The 17074-nt window shown below is 66.7% G+C and carries 17 protein-coding genes and 1 pseudogene; 8 read left to right on the forward strand and 10 right to left on the reverse strand.

Going from position 1 to position 17074, the window contains the following annotated elements; genetic code table 11:
• Positions 1-36: 36 nt before the first annotated feature.
• Positions 37-2379 (forward strand): DNA topoisomerase IV subunit A, encoded by a 2343-nt coding sequence (parC, locus tag ACFPOU_RS09880; RefSeq protein WP_379720047.1) that lies wholly within the window; start codon positions 37-39, stop codon positions 2377-2379.
• A 68-nt stretch (positions 2380-2447) separates the two neighbouring features.
• On the opposite strand, the gene ACFPOU_RS09885 is transcribed toward parC, so the two are convergent.
• From ACFPOU_RS09885 to ACFPOU_RS09895, 3 genes are all read right to left on the reverse strand, one after another.
• Positions 2448-3017, reverse strand: a complete 570-nt coding sequence (locus tag ACFPOU_RS09885) for a hypothetical protein (RefSeq protein WP_379720050.1) — start codon at positions 3015-3017, stop codon at positions 2448-2450.
• 149 nt (positions 3018-3166) lie between these two features.
• Positions 3167-4591 carry an IgA Peptidase M64 gene (locus ACFPOU_RS09890; protein ID WP_379720053.1) on the reverse strand — a complete coding sequence of 475 codons (1425 nt, stop codon included), beginning with the start codon at positions 4589-4591 and terminating at the stop codon, positions 3167-3169.
• 59 nt (positions 4592-4650) lie between these two features.
• A complete protein-coding gene (locus tag ACFPOU_RS09895; protein ID WP_379720056.1) occupies positions 4651-4860 on the reverse strand; it encodes a hypothetical protein in 210 nt (69 codons plus the stop codon).
• A 28-nt stretch (positions 4861-4888) separates the two neighbouring features.
• Between ACFPOU_RS09895 and ACFPOU_RS09900 the strand changes: the two are divergent.
• Positions 4889-5721, forward strand: a pseudogene (locus ACFPOU_RS09900) (helix-turn-helix domain-containing protein).
• Between the two features lie 11 nt (positions 5722-5732).
• On the opposite strand, the gene ACFPOU_RS09905 reads toward ACFPOU_RS09900, so the two are convergent.
• The 3 genes from ACFPOU_RS09905 to ACFPOU_RS09915 form a co-directional block, all read right to left on the reverse strand.
• Positions 5733-6944: a cyanophycinase gene (locus ACFPOU_RS09905; RefSeq protein WP_379720059.1), complete on the reverse strand. Its 1212-nt coding sequence runs from the start codon at positions 6942-6944 to the stop codon at positions 5733-5735.
• Between the two features lie 70 nt (positions 6945-7014).
• Complete coding sequence (locus tag ACFPOU_RS09910) at positions 7015-7452, reverse strand: GNAT family N-acetyltransferase (RefSeq protein WP_379720062.1); 438 nt, start codon at positions 7450-7452, stop codon at positions 7015-7017.
• Between the two features lie 66 nt (positions 7453-7518).
• Positions 7519-8118, reverse strand: a complete 600-nt coding sequence (locus ACFPOU_RS09915) for a hypothetical protein (RefSeq protein ID WP_379720065.1) — start codon at positions 8116-8118, stop codon at positions 7519-7521.
• A gap of 135 nt (positions 8119-8253) precedes the next feature.
• On the opposite strand from ACFPOU_RS09915, the gene argH reads away from it, so the two are divergent.
• Positions 8254-9651: an argininosuccinate lyase gene (gene argH, locus ACFPOU_RS09920; protein ID WP_379720068.1), complete on the forward strand. Its 1398-nt coding sequence runs from the start codon at positions 8254-8256 to the stop codon at positions 9649-9651.
• A 55-nt stretch (positions 9652-9706) separates the two neighbouring features.
• On the opposite strand, the gene ACFPOU_RS09925 is transcribed toward argH, so the two are convergent.
• Together ACFPOU_RS09925 and ACFPOU_RS09930 are read right to left on the reverse strand one after the other, a co-directional pair.
• On the reverse strand, positions 9707-10672 hold the full coding sequence (locus ACFPOU_RS09925; RefSeq protein ID WP_379720071.1) for a TerC family protein: 966 nt from the start codon (positions 10670-10672) through the stop codon (positions 9707-9709).
• A gap of 12 nt (positions 10673-10684) precedes the next feature.
• Positions 10685-11077 (reverse strand): HPF/RaiA family ribosome-associated protein, encoded by a 393-nt coding sequence (locus ACFPOU_RS09930; protein WP_379720074.1) that lies wholly within the window; start codon positions 11075-11077, stop codon positions 10685-10687.
• 113 nt (positions 11078-11190) lie between these two features.
• Here ACFPOU_RS09930 and nhaR point away from each other — a divergent pair, with 113 nt between their 5' ends.
• From nhaR to ACFPOU_RS09955, 5 genes are all read left to right on the forward strand, one after another.
• A complete protein-coding gene (gene nhaR, locus ACFPOU_RS09935) occupies positions 11191-12108 on the forward strand; it encodes a transcriptional activator NhaR (protein ID WP_379720077.1) in 918 nt (305 codons plus the stop codon).
• Between the two features lie 85 nt (positions 12109-12193).
• Entirely contained in the window at positions 12194-12796 is a 603-nt protein-coding gene (locus tag ACFPOU_RS09940) for a DUF1294 domain-containing protein (RefSeq protein WP_379720080.1), read from the forward strand.
• 91 nt (positions 12797-12887) lie between these two features.
• On the forward strand, positions 12888-13115 hold the full coding sequence (locus ACFPOU_RS09945) for a hypothetical protein (RefSeq protein WP_379720083.1): 228 nt from the start codon (positions 12888-12890) through the stop codon (positions 13113-13115).
• Between the two features lie 85 nt (positions 13116-13200).
• The gene (locus ACFPOU_RS09950; RefSeq protein WP_379720086.1) at positions 13201-13518 is read left to right on the forward strand and encodes an H-NS histone family protein; all 318 of its coding nucleotides are present in this window, start codon (positions 13201-13203) and stop codon (positions 13516-13518) included.
• Positions 13519-13547: 29 nt separating this feature from the next.
• On the forward strand, positions 13548-14216 hold the full coding sequence (locus ACFPOU_RS09955; protein ID WP_379720089.1) for an HAD-IA family hydrolase: 669 nt from the start codon (positions 13548-13550) through the stop codon (positions 14214-14216).
• Between the two features lie 121 nt (positions 14217-14337).
• Here ACFPOU_RS09955 and ACFPOU_RS09960 read toward each other — a convergent pair whose 3' ends face one another.
• Together ACFPOU_RS09960 and paaZ are read right to left on the reverse strand one after the other, a co-directional pair.
• A complete protein-coding gene (locus ACFPOU_RS09960; RefSeq protein ID WP_379720092.1) occupies positions 14338-14874 on the reverse strand; it encodes a cupin domain-containing protein in 537 nt (178 codons plus the stop codon).
• A gap of 111 nt (positions 14875-14985) precedes the next feature.
• Complete coding sequence (paaZ, locus tag ACFPOU_RS09965) at positions 14986-17037, reverse strand: phenylacetic acid degradation bifunctional protein PaaZ (RefSeq protein ID WP_379720095.1); 2052 nt, start codon at positions 17035-17037, stop codon at positions 14986-14988.
• Positions 17038-17074 lie beyond the last annotated feature (37 nt).

Raw genomic sequence — 17074 nt, forward strand, 5'->3', positions numbered from 1 at the left:
GCAGTCCGCCACCGAACCAATCGAACACACTCAATCATGACGATCCAAGCAAATCTCTTCGAACAAGCCGCCGAGCCGGCCGACGACATCGAAACACTGACCCTGTCGACCTTCGCCGAGCGCGCCTATCTCGACTACGCGGTCTCGGTCGTCAAGGGCCGCGCCCTGCCCGACGTCGCCGACGGCCAGAAGCCGGTGCAGCGCCGCATCCTGTACGCGATGAACGAACTCGGTCTCGGCCCGACGGCGAAACCGCGCAAGTCGGCCGCCGTGGTCGGCGACGTGCTCGGCAAGCTCCACCCGCACGGCGACCAGTCGGTGTACGACGCCCTGGTGCGCATGGCCCAGGACTTTTCCCTGCGCTATCCGCTGATCGACGGCCAGGGCAATTTCGGCTCGCGCGACGGCGACGGCGCGGCGGCGATGCGCTACACCGAAGCGCGCCTGACCCCGATCTCGCGCCTGCTCATGGACGAGATCGACCAGGGCACGGTCGACTTCCAGCCGAACTACGACGGCTCGACCCTGGAGCCGCGCACGCTGCCGGCGCGCCTGCCGATGGTGCTGCTCAACGGCGCCTCGGGCATCGCCGTCGGCCTGGCCACCGAGATCCCCTCGCACAACCTGCGCGAAGTGGCCGATGCGGCAGTGGCCATGATCCGCAACCCGAAGATCGCGCATGCCGAGCTGATGACGCTGGTGCCCGGCCCGGACTTCCCGGGCGGCGGCCAGATCATCACCCCGGCCGCGCACATCGCCGACATGTACGCCAGCGGCCGCGGTTCGATGAAGGTGCGCGCGCGCTGGAAGATCGAGGAACTCGCGCGCGGCCAGTGGCAGGCGGTGGTGACGGAGCTGCCGCCCGGGACCTCGGCGGCCAGGGTGCAGCAGGAGATCGAAGAGATCACCAACCCCAAGGTCAAGCTGGGCAAGAAGACGCTCACGCCGGAACAGATCGCGCTCAAGCAGACCGTCCTCAATGCGCTCGACACGATGCGCGACGAATCGGGCCGCGACGCGCCGGTGCGCCTGGTGTTCGAACCGAAGTCGAAGAACCAGGACCAGAACGAATTCATGCTGCTGCTGCTGGCGCATACCTCGCTCGAAACCTCGGCCCCGATCAACCTGGTGATGATCGGCGGCGACGGCCGTCCGCGCCAGAAGGGGCTGGCCGACATCCTGCAGGAGTGGATCGACTACCGCTTCGTCACCGTGCGCCGCCGTACCGAGCACAAGCTGGGCAAGGTCAACGACCGCATCCACATCCTGGAAGGGCGCGAGATCGTCCTGCTCAACATCGACAAGGTGATCGCCATCATCCGCAATGCGGATGAACCGAAGGCGGCGCTGATGGACGAGTTCAAGCTGTCGGAACGCCAGGCCGAGGACATCCTCGAGATCCGCCTGCGCCAGCTGGCGCGCCTGGAAGCGATCAAGATCGAGCAGGAGCTTGCGCAGCTGCGCGGCGAGAAGGAAAAGCTGGAAGACATCCTGGCCAATCCGTCGACCATGAAGCGCACCATCATTCGCGAGATCGAGGCGGACGCCAAGCAGTTCGGCGACGCGCGCCGCACCGTGATCGAGGAAGCGCAAAAGGCCGTGGCCGAGCAGAAGATCGTCGACGAGCCGGTGACCGTGATCATCTCGGAAAAAGGCTGGGTGCGCGCGCGTACCGGCATCGGGCACGACCCGGCCCAGTTCACCTTCAAGGCGGGCGACTCGCTGTACGGCGCCTTCGAGTGCCGCACGGTCGATTCGCTGGTGGGCATCGGCGACAACGGCAAGACCTATTCGGTGCCGGTGGCCGTGCTGCCGGGCGCGCGCGGCGACGGCGTGCCGATCACGACGCTGGTGGATTTGTCGGGCGGCGTGCCTGGACGCGCCGTGCGCATCCTGCACTATTTCGCCGGCCCCGCCGACACGCGCCTGCTGCTGGCGGCCTCGAACGGCTTCGGCTTCATCTCGAAGGCGGGCGACATGGTCAGCCGCCTGAAAGGCGGCAAGTCCTTCATCACCCTGGACGACGGCGCCGTGCCGCTGCCGCCGCGGATCGTCCCGGACGCCGCCGGCGCGATCGCCTGCCTGTCCGGCAATGGCCGCGTGCTGGTGTTCGGCATCGACGAGATGAAGGTACTGACCAACGGCGGGCGCGGCGTGACGCTGATGGAGCTCGATCCGAAAGAGAAGCTGCTGGCGGCGCAACCAATCAGCCAGAAGGGCCTGAACGTGATCGGAACCTGGGCCGGCTCCAAGCCGCGCACGGTGGAGCTGTTCGCCTCGGGGCTGGAGCCGCACTTCGGCAAGCGGGCACGCAAGGGCAAGCCGCTGTCGCAGAAGTTGAAGGCGACCGACCTGGCGATGCGCGCGACCGGGGAATAAACCGCCGATCGTATCGCTGAAACGAAAAATGCCGGCTCGCGCCGGCATTTCCTTTGACAGCGACCCGATTACTTCTTGGCCGCTGCCTTGTGCACGTCGGCCATCGCTTCGGCACGCACCTGCTCGGTCTTGGCCGAAGCGGTCGCCTTGTCGGCGGCAGCGCCCACCTGCACCTTGAGCGCCTTCTCGTCGGCCTTGATCATGGTCTTCTCGGCCTTCAGGTTCGCTTCCGACACCTTCTCTTCGGCCTTGGCGATCTCCTTGGCGCGGTCTTCCGGATCGGCCTTGGTGACCTTCTCGGCCGCGTTCGCGTGCACCTTCACGGCCTTGGCATGCGCCTTGGCCTTCTTTTCCTGCGCATCGGCGACGGCCTTGGCGGCCTTTTCGTCGGCCTTGGCCACCACCTTCATTTCCTTCGCTTCGGCCTTGGCGACATCGACTTCGGCGCGCGCTTCGGCCTTGACGATGGCCTTGGCGTTGTCCGCGTCGACCGTCGTCGCAGTCGTCGCGGTCGTGGCCGGGGCCGGGGCAGTGACCGCTACCGGGGCGGTGGTCGTCGTGGTGGTCGTGGTGGCGGTCTGCGCACAGGCGCTGGTGGCGACGACACCGGCGACCAGGGTGAGGATCAGTTTGTTCATGATGGGTCCTTTCAAAGCGGTGGTGGTGCGCGGGTCTGTTGCCCGCACTTGCTTCATTTTTTAATACTTCTGACCCTAGAATAGGCGTGCCCGAAGGACCGGTCTGTTCGCCACCACACAAACCACTGCCGAGCGACACCGAGCCGGTTTCACGGGCGTGCCGGCCCCGCGTACAGGTCGATGACGTCGGCGATGCCGTCCTGGCATACCGGGCAAAACGCCTCGCTGCGGTCGAACATGATGCACTGCATCGCCGGCCGGTAGTAGCCGCTCGCCTCGTAGTTCGCGCCCTCGAAGGCGCCGATCGTGTGGCGGTGCGCCTGCTTCGCGAACAAGGCATTGGTACGCGCCAGGTCCTCGCGGAACAAGGCATTCATTTCGCTCTCGGGACGGTTCTGGGCGCGCAGCGCGGCGCGCCGCTTCTGGTAGGCGCGCGAGGCTTCCTCGTAGGCTGCCTTCGGCCAGGGCGTGGGCAGCGACGTGCCCGCCTTCACATGGCGCTTCCATTTCAGCTGGTTCGGGTCGCGCAGCGCCGTGACGTTCGGCTCCCACGGCTCCATGCGTGCGCTGCTGGCCGCATACGCCACCGGCGAGGTGTAGTACTCGTCGGCCAGTCCCGCGAAATGGTGGCCGAATTCGTGCACGAACAGATACGGCGCCCACTCGTTGCCCGCCGCGGCCGTGCTGAACTGGCCGAAGATGCCGCCGCCGCCATAGGTTTCGTTGTTCACCAGGATCTCGATGAATTCATAGGGCGCATGCTGGGCGATCTCGCGCAGGGCGCGGTTGTCGAGCGTGAGCACATAGCGCTCGCTGCCGAAGATATCGTAGCGGGTGCCGAGTTTCGAGGCGCGGTGCACCCCGGCGGACGGGCGCGACACGCCCGACTCGCTCGTCGCCACGGCCAGCGCCCAGACGTTGAAATCGGCGGCGCGCTCCTTGAAGGGCGAGACCGTGAACAGGTGCGCGGCCAGGCGCCGCGCATCGAGCTCGAACTTCTTCATCTCCGCTTGCGTATAGCCGTCGCCCAGCACCAGCAAGTCGACCTTCCGTGGCGACGGTCCGCTCACGTGGATCGGGATCGGCGCGGCGGGCGCCGGCGGCTGCTTCCTGGCGACGTCCGGCGCATCGGTGTCGACCTCGACGCTCCAGGCCACCGAAAAGGCATTCCGATCGTCGCGTTTCAAGATGCGGACCTTGACCGGGCGGTCCGGTTTCGGAAAGCGGACCGATTCGCTGAAGCTGCGGCTGATCCTGCTGGCTTCTTCGGTGGTGCGCCACTCGCCGAAGATGGTCGAGAAATCGCGCGAATACAGTAGATCTCCCGTCTTCGCGTCGGCCACCTCGACCCGGTTCTGGCCGCGGTTGGTGTTGTCCAGGCTGCGCGCGGTGTCGCCCGGCCAGGGCAGCGGCTCGATCAGCACCTGTTCCAGCGCATAGGTATCGGAGAGCGCGTTGCCGCTATGGGTGTAGTCGACGCGCACGGTGGCCGGCCGCGCCTGGGTCTGCGCATGCGCAGCGCAGTGAATCAGGACGCTCGCGGCGACCAGCCAGCGGAAAAGGAGCGAAAGCATCGGTTATCCTTGCAACGTGGGAACGCCGGGATTGTAATACCAACCCTGGGCCTGAGAAGCTACTGACGACGCACCGTGGGAGCGCCACACACCGATGACTGATCGTGAAGCTGATGGCTGGCAAGCGCGGGCAAGGCACCAGCACCGGCGACCAGCGTAAACCCTTCGGCGGATGCGGCGGGAATGGCACTGACCAATGAGTTCATCTCTTTCTCCGCTTTGATAGCGATGCCAGTCTGCGCCGCGCCGCCCCCGGACGGCAGCGGCATGCATGCCAGAACCTGCTAACGTCGCGCCATGCCCCACCACGTCGCCATCCTCGCCTACGACGGCTTGTGCACCTTCGAATTCGGCTGTGCCATCCAACTGTTCGCGCTCGATCGCCCGGAGCTGGGCGTCGCCTGGTACAGCCATGCCGTCTGCGCCGCCGAGCCCGGGCCCTTGCGCGCGATGGGCGGCCTGACCGTGCATGCGCCGCATGGGCTGGAGGAACTGGCCACGGCCGCTACCATCGCCGTCCCGACGGCCGCAGGGCCACCACCCACTGGCGCCACCTGGAGCGCCTCGGTGCCCGATTTCCGCAGGTCGCCATCGAAGCGGGCGTGCTGTATATCGACGACGATGGCACGATCACCTCGGCCGGCTCGGCCGCCGGCCTGGACATGCTGCTGCATGGGGTGCGCGGCGATTACGGGCCGGAAGTGACGAAGCGGGTGGCGCAGCGGCTGGTGATGCCGGCGCACCGCGACGGCGACCAGCGGCAACTGGTGCTGCGCCCCCTGCCCGACGCGGATGCCAACCGGATCGCGCCGGCCATGGACTGGGTACGCGAGCATATCCGCTCGAATCGCAAGGGTGGCCTCGGCGGCGGCCCGCGCGCGCATTGGCACGCGCACCTTCCAGCGCCGCTTCAGGGAGGCCACCGGCTTGCCGCCGCTGGCCTGGCTGGTACGCGAACGCATCGCACTTGCGGCGCGGTTGCTGGCAACGCGCCCGGCGCTCGGTGTCGAGGCGGTGGCCGACCTGGCGGGGCTGGTTCGGCCGGATCGCTGCGGCGCCACTTCCACGCGCATGGCATGCAGGCGCCGGGCCGCTACCGCAAGACAGGCGCGCGGGTGCACGCTGCCTGAACGATGCCGCCTTACTTGTACTGGTACAGCGGCCGCTTGACCACGATCGGCCGGATATCGAGCCGCACGTTGTAGACCGAATAGGCTTCGGTCGTGGCCGACATGTAGCCGACGCTCTCGCCCGTGCGCGAGAACTTGAATTCGAAGCCCAGGTCCGGCTGCACGCCGTGCGGGCTGTCGAGGGTGAGGCCGATGGCTTCCGGCTGGTCGCTGTCGATGAGCTTTCCCATCAGGTCGACCACCGTGCTGTTGCCGAGGATGTCGGCCGAGAACAGCGGCTCGCGGTAGTACGGCCGAGCCGGGTCGAGGCGGCCGTCGGCCTTGTCGGGCGCGGGCGTGAAACTGTGGGTGGCGATGTTGAAGCGGTCGCCGTTGTCGAGGTAGCTGAGGCGCACGTTGCTGACGTTGAAGGGCCCTTGGCGGGCATTCGCGCCGGAGAGATCGACCACCAGCGCGCCCTTGTAGCCGAGCACCTCGACCTCGCGGTTGGGACCGACCACCATCGCCGTGTTCTCGTCGATGCCCAGGCCCAGCTTGTAGCCCTTTTGCAGCATGGCCGGCAGCATGCGCGCGAAGCGCCCGCGCACCAGCAGGTGCTGGTCGACGAACACGTCGTCGCCGATGAAGCCGAGCCCGGGCGTGATTTCCTGGCCGTCGGTCAGGCCCAGCTTCAAGGTGGCGAGCACGGGCTTCGGATAGCCGAACATGGTGCTGCTCATGATGGCCGCGCCGGCGCTGGTGCCGGCGATGACGCCGCCGCGCCGGTACAGGTCCCACAGCGCGTCGAGCATGCGCGTGTTGCTGCCGTCGGGACGGCGCAGTGCGCGCGTGATGCGGGCCTGGTCGCCGCCGGCGAAGTAGGCGCCGCCTGCGGAGCGGACCGCCATCGCCAGTTCGGGATTGTCGGCCGCCGCCTGGTAGTCGGTGCCGGTCAGGCGCACGGCGACCGGGACGAAGAAGGCATTGGCGCCGTATTTGTTGAGGCGTTCGACCAGGGCGGCGCCGGCGCGTTCGGGATTGGCGGAAGCGGACGCGAAGACCGCGATCCGGGCGCCCTGCCCGCCCGCGAGCTGGACGATGCGCTCCCAGACGGCGGCGTTATCGGGACGCAGGGCGCCGCCGATGATGACGAGGGAACCCTTTGCGGCCGGCACTTCGGCGGCCTGGGCCGCGGCGGTCAGCAAGGAAACGGCAAGCGCAACACAACCGGCGATGGGCCACATAGGGCGCTCCTTCTCGAACACGACAAATCATAAGCCTGTGTCGGGAAAGACGTCGCCGTATTGATGCTTCTCAGGATAAATAAATGTTGGGGAAGTAACGCTCCATCAGCGTTTCCGGATTGCGCGGCGTAGTGAAACCGAAGCGTTCATACAAGCCTTGCGCGTCGTTCGTCGCCAGCATGAAGCGCCGCAAGCGCTGCAGGCTCGGATGGCGCAGCACGGCCGCCACCAGTTGCTTGCCGTAGCCGTGGCCGCGGTATTCGGGCAACACGAACACATCGACCAGGTTGGCGAAGGTGGCGAAGTCGGTGATCACGCGGGCAAAGGCGATCTGGCGGCCGTCGAGGTAGCCGCCGAAACACAAGGAATTCTCGATGGCGCGCTCGACGACGGGCCGCGAGATCCCTACCGCCCAGCTCGACTGTTCGCTGAGGAAGCGGTAGATCATCGGGATGTCGAGCCGCGACTGGTCGGTGCTGACCTCGAAGCTGGAATCGTTGGTAGTCATCTGACTGGCCGATCTGGCTAAAACACCAATTCTAGCGCCGTTTGCACAAACGACAAGTACGATTCGCTAAGGCTTCACCACCGTTTCTGGGCGGCTTTGCAGATAGCGTTCCGGCAGCGCAAGGCCGGCGTCTTCGGCGCGCCAGACAAGGTTGGCGATCCACCAGCGCTTGCCGTCGTGCGCCAGCTGGATGCTGTTGATGCCGCGCATGAAGGGCTTCGGATCGTTCGGCGAGCGCAGCAATTCATAGGTGCTGAACACGTGCGCCAGCTGGCCGAAGGCCTCGGTCGTGCGCGCGATTTCGCGCTCGTAGAAGCCATTCCTGCTGAAGGCGCTCATGTTGCGGCTGATATAGTCCTCCACCGTCAGCGCGCGCAGGGCGTAGCCGCCCTCGCGGTTCGGGGTGACGACCATCAGTTTCGCATCGGGCGCGAACAGGGCGCGCATCCGGTTCCAGTTGCGCGGTGCGCCGGCCGGCCCGGAAATGACGTCGTACAAGGCGGCCACCAGGCTGTCGACCGACGCGCCGTCGGCTTCCTTCGCCGGTGCCGGCTGGGCGGGCGCGGCCGGCACCGGCGCCGCCGGCTGGGCCTGCTGGGCCGCCATGCCGGCGCCCGGGCCGGCCGTGAGTGCCGCGGCAAGGCAAAGGCTGCGCCATCGTGTCATCGTCTGCTCCTTCGGTTCGCACATGTTAATAGTTGAATAATTGTCTATTTTAATCGTCTTTGTCCGGCGCCGCCGGCGCCGGCAAGCGCTTCCGTGCTGGGGTTTATAATCGAATAAATCCCACTGGAACCCACCATGAACGAACAATTCTCCAAAAAAGCCGAAGCCTGGTCGGCGCGCTTCTCCGAACCCGTATCGGACCTCGTCAAACGCTACACGGCCTCGGTCTTCTTCGACAAGCGCCTGGCCATGTTCGACATCCAGGGCTCGCTCGCGCACGCCGAGATGCTGGCCGCGCAAGGCATCATCAGCGAAGCCGACCGCGCCGAGATCGAGCGCGGCATGGCGCAGATCAAAAGCGAGATCGAGGCCGGCAGCTTCGAGTGGCTGCTTGACCTGGAAGACGTGCACCTGAATATCGAAAAGCGCCTGACCGAATTGGTGGGCGACGCCGGCAAGCGCCTGCACACGGGCCGGTCGCGCAACGACCAGGTCGCCACCGACATCCGCCTGTACGTGCGCGCGGCGATCGACGACGTGATCGCCCTGTTGAACACGCTGCGCGGCGCGCTGACCGACCTGGCCGAGCGCCACCATGACACCATCCTGCCGGGCTTTACCCACCTGCAAGTGGCGCAGCCGATCACCTTCGGCCACCACATGCTGGCCTATGTCGAGATGTTCGGGCGCGATTGCGAGCGCATGCGCGATGCGCGCCGCCGCGTGAACCGCCTGCCGCTGGGCGCGGCGGCACTGGCCGGCACCACCTTTCCGATCGACCGCCTGCGCGTGGCGAACAAGCTCGGCTTCGAGGACGTTTGCCACAACTCGCTCGACGCCGTCTCCGACCGCGATTTCGCGATCGAGTTCACGGCAGCGGCTTCCCTCATCATGATGCACATCTCGCGCATGTCGGAAGAACTGGTCATGTGGATCAGCCCGCGTATCGGCTTCATCGACATCGCCGACCGCTTCTGCACTGGTTCCTCGATCATGCCGCAAAAGAAAAACCCGGACGTGCCGGAACTGGCGCGCGGCAAAACCGGCCGCGTGTATGGCCACCTGACCGCCCTGCTGACCCTGATGAAAGGCCAGCCGCTGGCCTACAACAAGGACAACCAGGAAGACAAGGAACCGCTGTTCGACACCGTCGACACCGTCCTCGACACCTTGCGCATCTTCACCGACATGGCCACCGGCATCACCGTCAACGCCGGGAACATGCGCGCCGCCGCCTTGCAGGGCTATGCCACCGCCACCGACCTGGCCGATTACCTGGTGAAAAAGGGCTTGCCTTTCCGCGACGCCCACGAAGCCGTGGCGCATGCGGTGCGCGCCTGCGACAGCGCGCGCTGCGATCTGTCGGAGATGTCGCTGGAAACGCTGCGCACGTTCTCGCCGCTGATCGGCGAGGACGTGTTCGCCGTGCTGACGCTGGAGGGTTCGGTCGCCGCGCGCGACCACGTCGGCGGTACCGCGCCGAACCAGGTGCGCAAGGCGATCGAACGCGTGCGCGGACAACTGAAGGACTGAGCGCCTGTTCCACCGGCGCGGCGGCAGGCCCGGTACCGGGCCTGCCGCATGGCGCTTACTTCGCTCCCTCCTTTTTCGCGATGAACAGGCTGGCGATGCAGCTGCCGGCGATCAGCACGGCCACCGTCGTCAGCGACGCCTGCACCGGCACGTGATACCACGGCATGATCAGCATCTTGGTACCGATGAAGGTCAGCACCATCGCCAGGCCATACTTGAGCAAGTGGAAGCGGTCGGCCACGTCCACCAGCAGGAAGTACAGCGCACGCAGGCCCAGGATCGCGAACATGTTCGAGGTGAACACGATGAACGGGTCGGTCGTGATCGCGAAAATGGCCGGGATCGAATCGACCGCGAACACCAGGTCGGTGACCTCGATCAGGATCAGCACCAGGAACAGCGGCGTCACGTAGCGCGCCCCGCCCCTGGTGACGAAGAAGCGCTCGCCATGGTCGCCCTCGGCCACCTTCAAGTGCCTGCGCGCGAAACGCAGCACCGGGTTGTTGGCCACGTCCGGCTCCTGGTCGACCGCCACCAGCATGCGCAGGCCGGTATAGAGCAGGAAGGCGCCGAACAGGTAGAGCACCCAGCTGAATTCGCTCACTACCCACGCGCCCGCGCTGATCATGATGGCGCGCATCACGATGGCGCCCAGCACGCCGTAGATCAGGACCCGGCGCTGGTATTGCTGCGGCACCTGGAACGCGGTGAAAATGAGCAGGAAGACAAACACGTTGTCGACCGACAGGGCCTTCTCGATCAGGTAGCCCGAAAAGAACTCGAGCGCCTTCTGGTCGGCGATGTCGGCGCCCACCGTGCCCTTCAAGTACCACCACAGGCCGCCGTTGAACAGCAGCGCCAGGCTGACCCAGACCAGCGACCAGATGCCGGCCTCCTTGACGCTGACCTTGTGCGCCTTGTTGCCGCCAAAGACGAACAGGTCGAGGGCCAGCATGACGATGACAAAGCCGACGAACGCGGCCCACATCGGGCCGCTTGCAATGCTTTCCAATCCATTCATGGTGCGCTCCTATCAGGCGTCAGGCACGTTGCGGGACGGCGGCGGCGGCGGCTGCGTGAGCGCCGCGGTGCCCATGTTGTCGTGCTGGGCCGGCATGCGCTCGCGGGGGAAATCGCGGGTGCGCTCGACCTGGCGCACCAGGGCGCGGTCGGCACGGCCGGCGGCGCGGTCGATGGCCGCATACAGGTCGGCCCCGGTATCCTCGACGATGACGTCGCGGCTGCCGAGCCGCACCTGGATCTTGCAGCGCTTGTCGACGCCGCCGCGCGGGCCGTTGATATCGGACAGCGACACGACCAGCTTGCGCATGTGCGTGCGGGCCCAGCCCAGCGCGGTCGCCAGGCGCTGCTCGGTGTAGGCGCGCAGGGCGCCCGTCAGCGCGAAGCCATTTGCTTGAATCGTCATACGCATGATTGTTCTCCTGTAAGTGGGTATCTCGACTATAGGCATGCCACTCGCCTCGCACAAATCGAATATGATTCCATCAGACATCGATTTTTACGATGTATGGAAATCCCATGTCCACCCTCAACTATAAGCATTTGCGCTATTTCTGGATGGTCGGCAAGACCGGCAGCATTGCCAAGGCCGCCGCCCAGTTGCACCTGACGCCGCATGCGATTTCCGGGCAGCTGTCCGAATTCGCCCAGAGCCTCGACGTGGAGTTGTTCCGCCGCGCCGGGCGCAACCTGGAACTGACCGATGCCGGCCGGCGCATCATGCGCTACGCCGAAGACATCTTCACGACCGGCGACGAGCTGCTCGAACTGGTGCGCGACAAGCGCCTGGCCACGACGGTGTCGTTCCGGGTCGGCTGCGCCGATTCCGTTTCCAAGCTGATCGCCTGCCGCCTGGTGGAACCGGCCTTGACGCTGCCCGAGCCGGTGCGCCTGATCTGCCGCGAGGGCAGGCTCGACAACCTGGTGGCGGAGCTGGCCGTGCACCGCCTCGACCTGGTGATTGCCGACCGGCCGATCCCGCCTCACTTCAGTGTCCGCGCCTACAACCACCTGCTCGGCGAAAGCCCGATGACGGTCTTCGCCAGCGTTGCGCTGGCCGCCGCGCTGGGGCCGCGATTCCCCGCCTGCCTGCATGAGGCGCCGATGCTGCTGCCCGGCGAGGATTTCGCGATTCGGCAGCGCCTGCTGCAGTGGCTCGAACAGCAGGCGGTGCACCCGCGCGTGGTTGGCGAGTTCGACGACAGCGCCATGATGAAAGCCTTCGGCCAGTCCGGCGCCGGCGTCTTTTTTGCGCCGACGGCCATCGCCGCGCAAGTCATCGGCCAGTACGGCGTCGTCGCGCTCGGCCGGATCGACGTGGTGGTGGAACAGGTGTACGCGATCACGACCGAGCGGCGCCTGCGTCATCCGGCGACGCTGGCAATCAGCACCAATGCGCGCACGACCTTGTTCGCGGAAGGGGCAGGCGCCGGCTAAAAGTCGATCCCAGAAAAATCTTTTATCATATTCTTTTCACCAGAGCGGGAGTCGGACAGTGAGCGCACGGAAACCGCCCCGCCACATGGGGAAAATCACTTCCTGGAAAGACGAACAAGGATTCGGGTTCATCACGCCGAATGGGGGGGGACCGGCCGTCTTCGTTCATGTGACCTCGTTTTCCAGCCGGAGAATCCGTCCTGCCGAGGACATGCTCGTCACCTACGAACTGGACACCAACGAACAAGGCCAGCGGCGCGCCGGGCAGGTCGCCGTCGCTCACGGCCGGGCTGCACGGCCGGCGGCCCTGGCGACAGGAACGTGCGCGATCGCCGTCGCGGGAGGCTTCCTCGCGCTGGTCGCCATGCTGGTATTTGCCGGCAAACTGCCGCGTCTCGTTTTCGGTCTCTATCTCGGCCTGAGCGCGGTTGCATTCGTCGCCTATGCGCTCGACAAATCCGCGGCCCGGCACAATCGGTGGCGCACCCGGGAAAGTACCCTGCACATGCTCGGACTGTTCGGCGGCTGGCCGGGCGCGCTCCTGGCCAGGCATCTGCTGCGCCACAAATCGAAGAAGGAAGCGTTTCGTACGGTCTTGTGGGGCACGGTCGTCATCAACTGCGGCGCGTTGGCCTGGCTCCTGACGCCCTGGGGGGCGACCGGCTTGCTCCTGCTCGGCGCAGGCTGATTCGCATCCGGCAAGCCGCGCACGCTTGAAAATCCCTGCATGCGCGCATCCCCATAGAATTGGGGTATCCACTCATGACGGGAGAACGGGCATGCAGCGCTACAAGAACCTGAGCGGCGAGTCGGGCGTACTGGCCTACGAGATCGGCGACCGTTCGATCGCGGTGCGATTTACCGGGGGCGAACGCTATCTCTATACCGACGGCAGCGCCGGCGCCGACAACATCGCCGAGATGCAGCGCCTGGCGACGCTGGGCAGCGGCTTGTCGACGTTCATCAGCCAGGTGGTCAAGGACCGCTACGAGCGCAAGCTCGATTGAGTCCGCCTGGAAAGCGTCGGCCTCCGCCGATTCCCGTATCCTGTCAGGGTACAACCTTCGTCTGTCAAACCAACCAGGGACAAGCATGCAGGATTTATCCAAATATTCGATCACCCAGCTGCGCGCGCTGGAAGCCCAGGTCATCGACGAGTTGAAGACGCGTCACTTCCTCGGCATCAGCAAGGCGCGCGAGCAGATTCTTCACATCGCCCGCAACGCCGGCATATCGGTCGACAAACTCCTCGCGACCAAGATGCCGAAGACACCGAAGGAAGGCGCCGCTCCGGCCAAGTACCGCAATCCCGACGATCCTGCCCAGCAATGGAGCGGACGCGGACGCCAGCCGGCGTGGATCAAGACATGGATTGCCTCGGGAAAGTCGATCGAGGACGCCAAGGCCTGATCGCCGCGCCCATGCATCAAGATGCTTCCATGACTGCCGCACCCCTGCCCGAGCGCGCCTTCGCCGCCTTCCTGTTCGATATGGACGGCACCATCCTCACCTCGATCAAGGCGGCCGAACGCGTCTGGGGCAACTGGGCCGAGGGGCATGGACTCGATGTCGCCGCCTTCCTGCCGACGATCCACGGCAAGCGGACCGAGGAAACGGTGCGCGGGGTCGGCCTGCCCGGGATCGATCCGGTGGCGGAAGCGGCGCGCATCACGGCGGCCGAGATCGAGGACGTCGGGGGAGTCGAGGCGGTTGCCGGGGTGGCGGCCTTCCTGGCCACGCTGCCGAATGAGCGCTGGGCGATCGTGACCTCGGCGCCACGGGCGCTGGCGCTGGCGCGCATTGCGGCGGCGGGCTTGCCCTTGCCACGGGTACTGGTGGCGGCCGAGGATGTCGAGCGCGGCAAGCCGGCGCCGGATCCGTTCCTGCTGGGCGCGCGCAGGCTGGGCTGTGCGCCGCAGGCATGCCTGGTATTCGAGGATACGCTGGCGGGCTTGCAGTCGGCGGCCGCTGCCGGGATGGAGAGCGTGGTGGTGACGGTGACGCATGGGCAGCCGCTGGAGACCGATGTGGTGGCTGTGCTCGATTACGCGGCGCTGCGGGTGGTGCGCACGCCGGAGGGCTGGCTGCGGCTGGCAAGGTCCGGGTAGGCAGGCCTGGCCGGCCGCGTTCGGGCGATCGACGCGCATGGGCCCCTGCGCGTCGATGTCCAGCTGCGAAAGCGGGCAAGGGCGATGCGCCACCGGCCCACGCCGCGTGACGCGGGCTGATTCACTCGTGGCGATAAACGCGCGGCGTCAGCGTGTGCTGCTCGGTCGGCGGCTGCGGTGCGGCTGCCGCGGCGGCGTCGCGCTGCGGATACGGCGTGCCGTCCTTGTGCGTGTAGCGCTCGGTTGCGCCGTCGTACATCAGGTCGATATCGGGATAGGTGGCGCGGTCTTCGGCCAGCTGCGGGCCGACGGCAATGAACAGGGCGTTGCCCCAGCTGCGGTTGACGAGGTGGTGGCCGTTCGGGCGGCCGGCGGGAAAGGCGGCGCAATCGCCGGCGCGCATCAGGGTTTCGCCCTCGTCGGTGACCAGGGTCAGCTCGCCCGATACGACCATGACGAACTCGTCCTCATGGGTATGCCAGTGGCGCTGCGAGGAAGCGGCGCCGGGCTTGAGTTCGACCAGGTTGACGCCGAACTGCGTGAGGCCGCCGGCTTCGCCCAGCGCTTGCCGGCTGCGCCCGTTGACGATCTCGGCAAAGGGGTCCGGATACGCGGTTCCGGTCAGTACGGGGATACTGCTCAGGTCTAGCCGTGACATGCTCAATCCTTCCTGGTTGGCGGGCCGCGAAGGCGGCGCGCGGCACGCCCTCGTGGTTTCCGGTTGTGGGACCGCTCCTGCTCACCCCGCCTTCCCGCGGCGGGCCGTGCCTCAAGCGCGTTTCTGTACCAGCGTCAGGATATCGTAACTTGCCACCAGGTCGCCGTTCTGGTTCGTCACCTGCACATCCCAGGCCACCACGCCCTGCCCGCGGCCCTGCTCGTCCGTGCGATTGCGGTCGACCTTGCGCTTGCAGGTGAGCCTTGCACGAATCGTGTCGCCGATCGCCACCGGGGCCACGAAACGCAGGTTGTCGAGGCCGTAGTTGGCCAGCACCGGACCCGGCGCCGGCGACACGAACAGGCCGGCCGCGGCCGACAGCACGAAGTAACCGTGCGCGATGCGCTTGCCGAATTGCGTGTCCTTCGCGGCGATCTCGTCGAAGTGCATGTAGAAATAGTCGCCCGAAACGCCGCCGAAGTTGACGATGTCCGCCTCGCTCACGGTGCGCCGGTGCGTCAGGAGGGAATGGCCGATTTCGAGCTCTTCGAAATGGCGGCGGAACGGGTGGATGTCCGATTCCTTGACCACGGCGCCGCGCACGTATTCGCCCGTCACGGCCGCGAGCATCGTCGGCGAACCCTGCACCGCCGCGCGCTGCAGGAAGTGTTTGACGGCGCGGATGCCGCCCAGCTCCTCGCCGCCGCCGGCGCGCCCCGGGCCGCCGTGCTTGAGTTGCGGCAGCGGCGAGCCGTGGCCGGTGGAGTCGACCGCCGCTTCGCGCTCCAGGATCAGCACGCGGCCATGCGAGGCGGCCGCCACCGGCACCGCATGCGCCGCGATCGCCGGGTCTTTCGTGGCCAGCGTGGTGACCAGGCTGCCTTTGCCGAGCGCGGCCAGGTGCAGCGCTTCGTCGATGTCCCGGTAGCTCATCATGGTGCTGACCGGGCCGAAGGCTTCGATGTCGTGCACCGCCGTGTTGACGGCCGCGTTGCGGCACAGGAGCAGGGTCGGCGCGAAGAAGGCGCCGTTCGCCGCGCCCTCGCCCACCGGGTTGAAGCCGTCGCGGGCGCCGAAGATGACTTCGTTGCCGCGCGCGAGCATCCCGACCCGTTCGCTGACGTCGCGGTGCTGGTCCATCGAGGCCAGCGCGCCCATGCGCACGCCTTCCATCTTCGGATTGCCGACCACGATCTTCGAGAGGCGCTCGCGCAGGCGTTCGCCCAATGCCTCGACCCGGGTTTCGGGAACGATGATGCGGCGGATGGCCGTGCACTTCTGGCCGGCCTTGCCGGTCATCTCGCGCGCGACTTCCTTCACGAACAGGTCGAACTCGGGGTCGCCCGGGGTGACGTCCGGGGCCAGGATCGCGCAGTTGAGCGAGTCCGCCTCGGCCGTGAAGGGCACCGATTCGCGGATCAGGTTCGGGTTGGCGCGCAGCTTGGCGGCGGTGTCGGCCGAACCGGTGAAGGTGACGGCATCGAAACCGCCCAGGCGGTCGAGCAGGTCGCCGGTCGAGCCGATCACCAGTTGCAGGGCGCCTTCCGGCAGCAGCGCCGATTCCTGCATCATTTTCACGACCGCATGGGTCAGGTAGCTCGTTGCCGTGGCGGGCTTGCCGATGCAGGGCATGGCGGCGAGAAAACTCGGCGCGAACTTTTCCAGCAAACCCCAGATCGGGAAGTTGAAGGCGTTGATGTGCACCGCGACGCCGCCGCGCGGCACCAGGATGTGGGTGCCGGCGAAGCCGCCGCGCTTGCCGAGGGCGATGGCCGGGCCTTCGTGCAGCACGTTCGAGGACGGCAGTTCGCGCCCGCCCATGCTGGCGTAGGCGAACAGGGTGCCGATGCCGCCTTCGATGTCGACCCAGCTGTCGGCGCGCGTGGCGCCGGTCAGGTGCGAGATCTCGTACAGCGCTTCCTTGCGCTCCATCAGGTACATGGCGAGCGCTTTCAGGCGCTGGGCACGGGTCTGGAAGTCGAGCTTCATCAGGCCCGGCACGCCCGTCTTGCGGGCGTAGGCGAGGGCTTCGCCGAAGTCGATTTTCTCGGCGTGGGTATGGCAGACCAGGCGGCCGTCCAGGGCGCCGTGCAGGGGCGCGGCGGCTTCCTGGCCGATCCAGCGGCCGGCGATCCAGCTTTGCAGGGTACTTGCTTGGGACATGTCGTTTCCTCGGGATGTGTGGACAGGCGGGCGGCGC

Origin of the sequence: Massilia jejuensis, from assembly GCF_042656795.1 — a bacterium.
Taxonomy (GTDB): Bacteria; Pseudomonadota; Gammaproteobacteria; order Burkholderiales; family Burkholderiaceae_D; genus Telluria; species Telluria jejuensis.

What these genes read in the sequence shown, in the direction of transcription:
- ACFPOU_RS09955 (WP_379720089.1), top strand. Translation starts at nt 13,548, where the DNA reads ATGACTGCCGCACCCCTGCCCGAGCGCGCCTTCGCCGCCTTCCTGTTC.
- paaZ (WP_379720095.1), bottom strand. Translation starts at nt 17,037, where the DNA reads ATGTCCCAAGCAAGTACCCTGCAAAGCTGGATCGCCGGCCGCTGGATC.
- ACFPOU_RS09885 (WP_379720050.1), bottom strand. Translation starts at nt 3,017, where the DNA reads ATGAACAAACTGATCCTCACCCTGGTCGCCGGTGTCGTCGCCACCAGC.
- ACFPOU_RS09910 (WP_379720062.1), bottom strand. Translation starts at nt 7,452, where the DNA reads ATGACTACCAACGATTCCAGCTTCGAGGTCAGCACCGACCAGTCGCGG.
- ACFPOU_RS09915 (WP_379720065.1), bottom strand. Translation starts at nt 8,118, where the DNA reads ATGACACGATGGCGCAGCCTTTGCCTTGCCGCGGCACTCACGGCCGGC.
- nhaR (WP_379720077.1), top strand. Translation starts at nt 11,191, where the DNA reads ATGTCCACCCTCAACTATAAGCATTTGCGCTATTTCTGGATGGTCGGC.
- ACFPOU_RS09890 (WP_379720053.1), bottom strand. Translation starts at nt 4,591, where the DNA reads ATGCTTTCGCTCCTTTTCCGCTGGCTGGTCGCCGCGAGCGTCCTGATT.
- ACFPOU_RS09960 (WP_379720092.1), bottom strand. Translation starts at nt 14,874, where the DNA reads ATGTCACGGCTAGACCTGAGCAGTATCCCCGTACTGACCGGAACCGCG.
- ACFPOU_RS09895 (WP_379720056.1), bottom strand. Translation starts at nt 4,860, where the DNA reads ATGCCGCTGCCGTCCGGGGGCGGCGCGGCGCAGACTGGCATCGCTATC.
- ACFPOU_RS09905 (WP_379720059.1), bottom strand. Translation starts at nt 6,944, where the DNA reads ATGTGGCCCATCGCCGGTTGTGTTGCGCTTGCCGTTTCCTTGCTGACC.
- ACFPOU_RS09925 (WP_379720071.1), bottom strand. Translation starts at nt 10,672, where the DNA reads ATGAATGGATTGGAAAGCATTGCAAGCGGCCCGATGTGGGCCGCGTTC.
- argH (WP_379720068.1), top strand. Translation starts at nt 8,254, where the DNA reads ATGAACGAACAATTCTCCAAAAAAGCCGAAGCCTGGTCGGCGCGCTTC.
- ACFPOU_RS09930 (WP_379720074.1), bottom strand. Translation starts at nt 11,077, where the DNA reads ATGACGATTCAAGCAAATGGCTTCGCGCTGACGGGCGCCCTGCGCGCC.
- parC (WP_379720047.1), top strand. Translation starts at nt 37, where the DNA reads ATGACGATCCAAGCAAATCTCTTCGAACAAGCCGCCGAGCCGGCCGAC.
- ACFPOU_RS09945 (WP_379720083.1), top strand. Translation starts at nt 12,888, where the DNA reads ATGCAGCGCTACAAGAACCTGAGCGGCGAGTCGGGCGTACTGGCCTAC.
- ACFPOU_RS09940 (WP_379720080.1), top strand. Translation starts at nt 12,194, where the DNA reads ATGGGGAAAATCACTTCCTGGAAAGACGAACAAGGATTCGGGTTCATC.
- ACFPOU_RS09950 (WP_379720086.1), top strand. Translation starts at nt 13,201, where the DNA reads ATGCAGGATTTATCCAAATATTCGATCACCCAGCTGCGCGCGCTGGAA.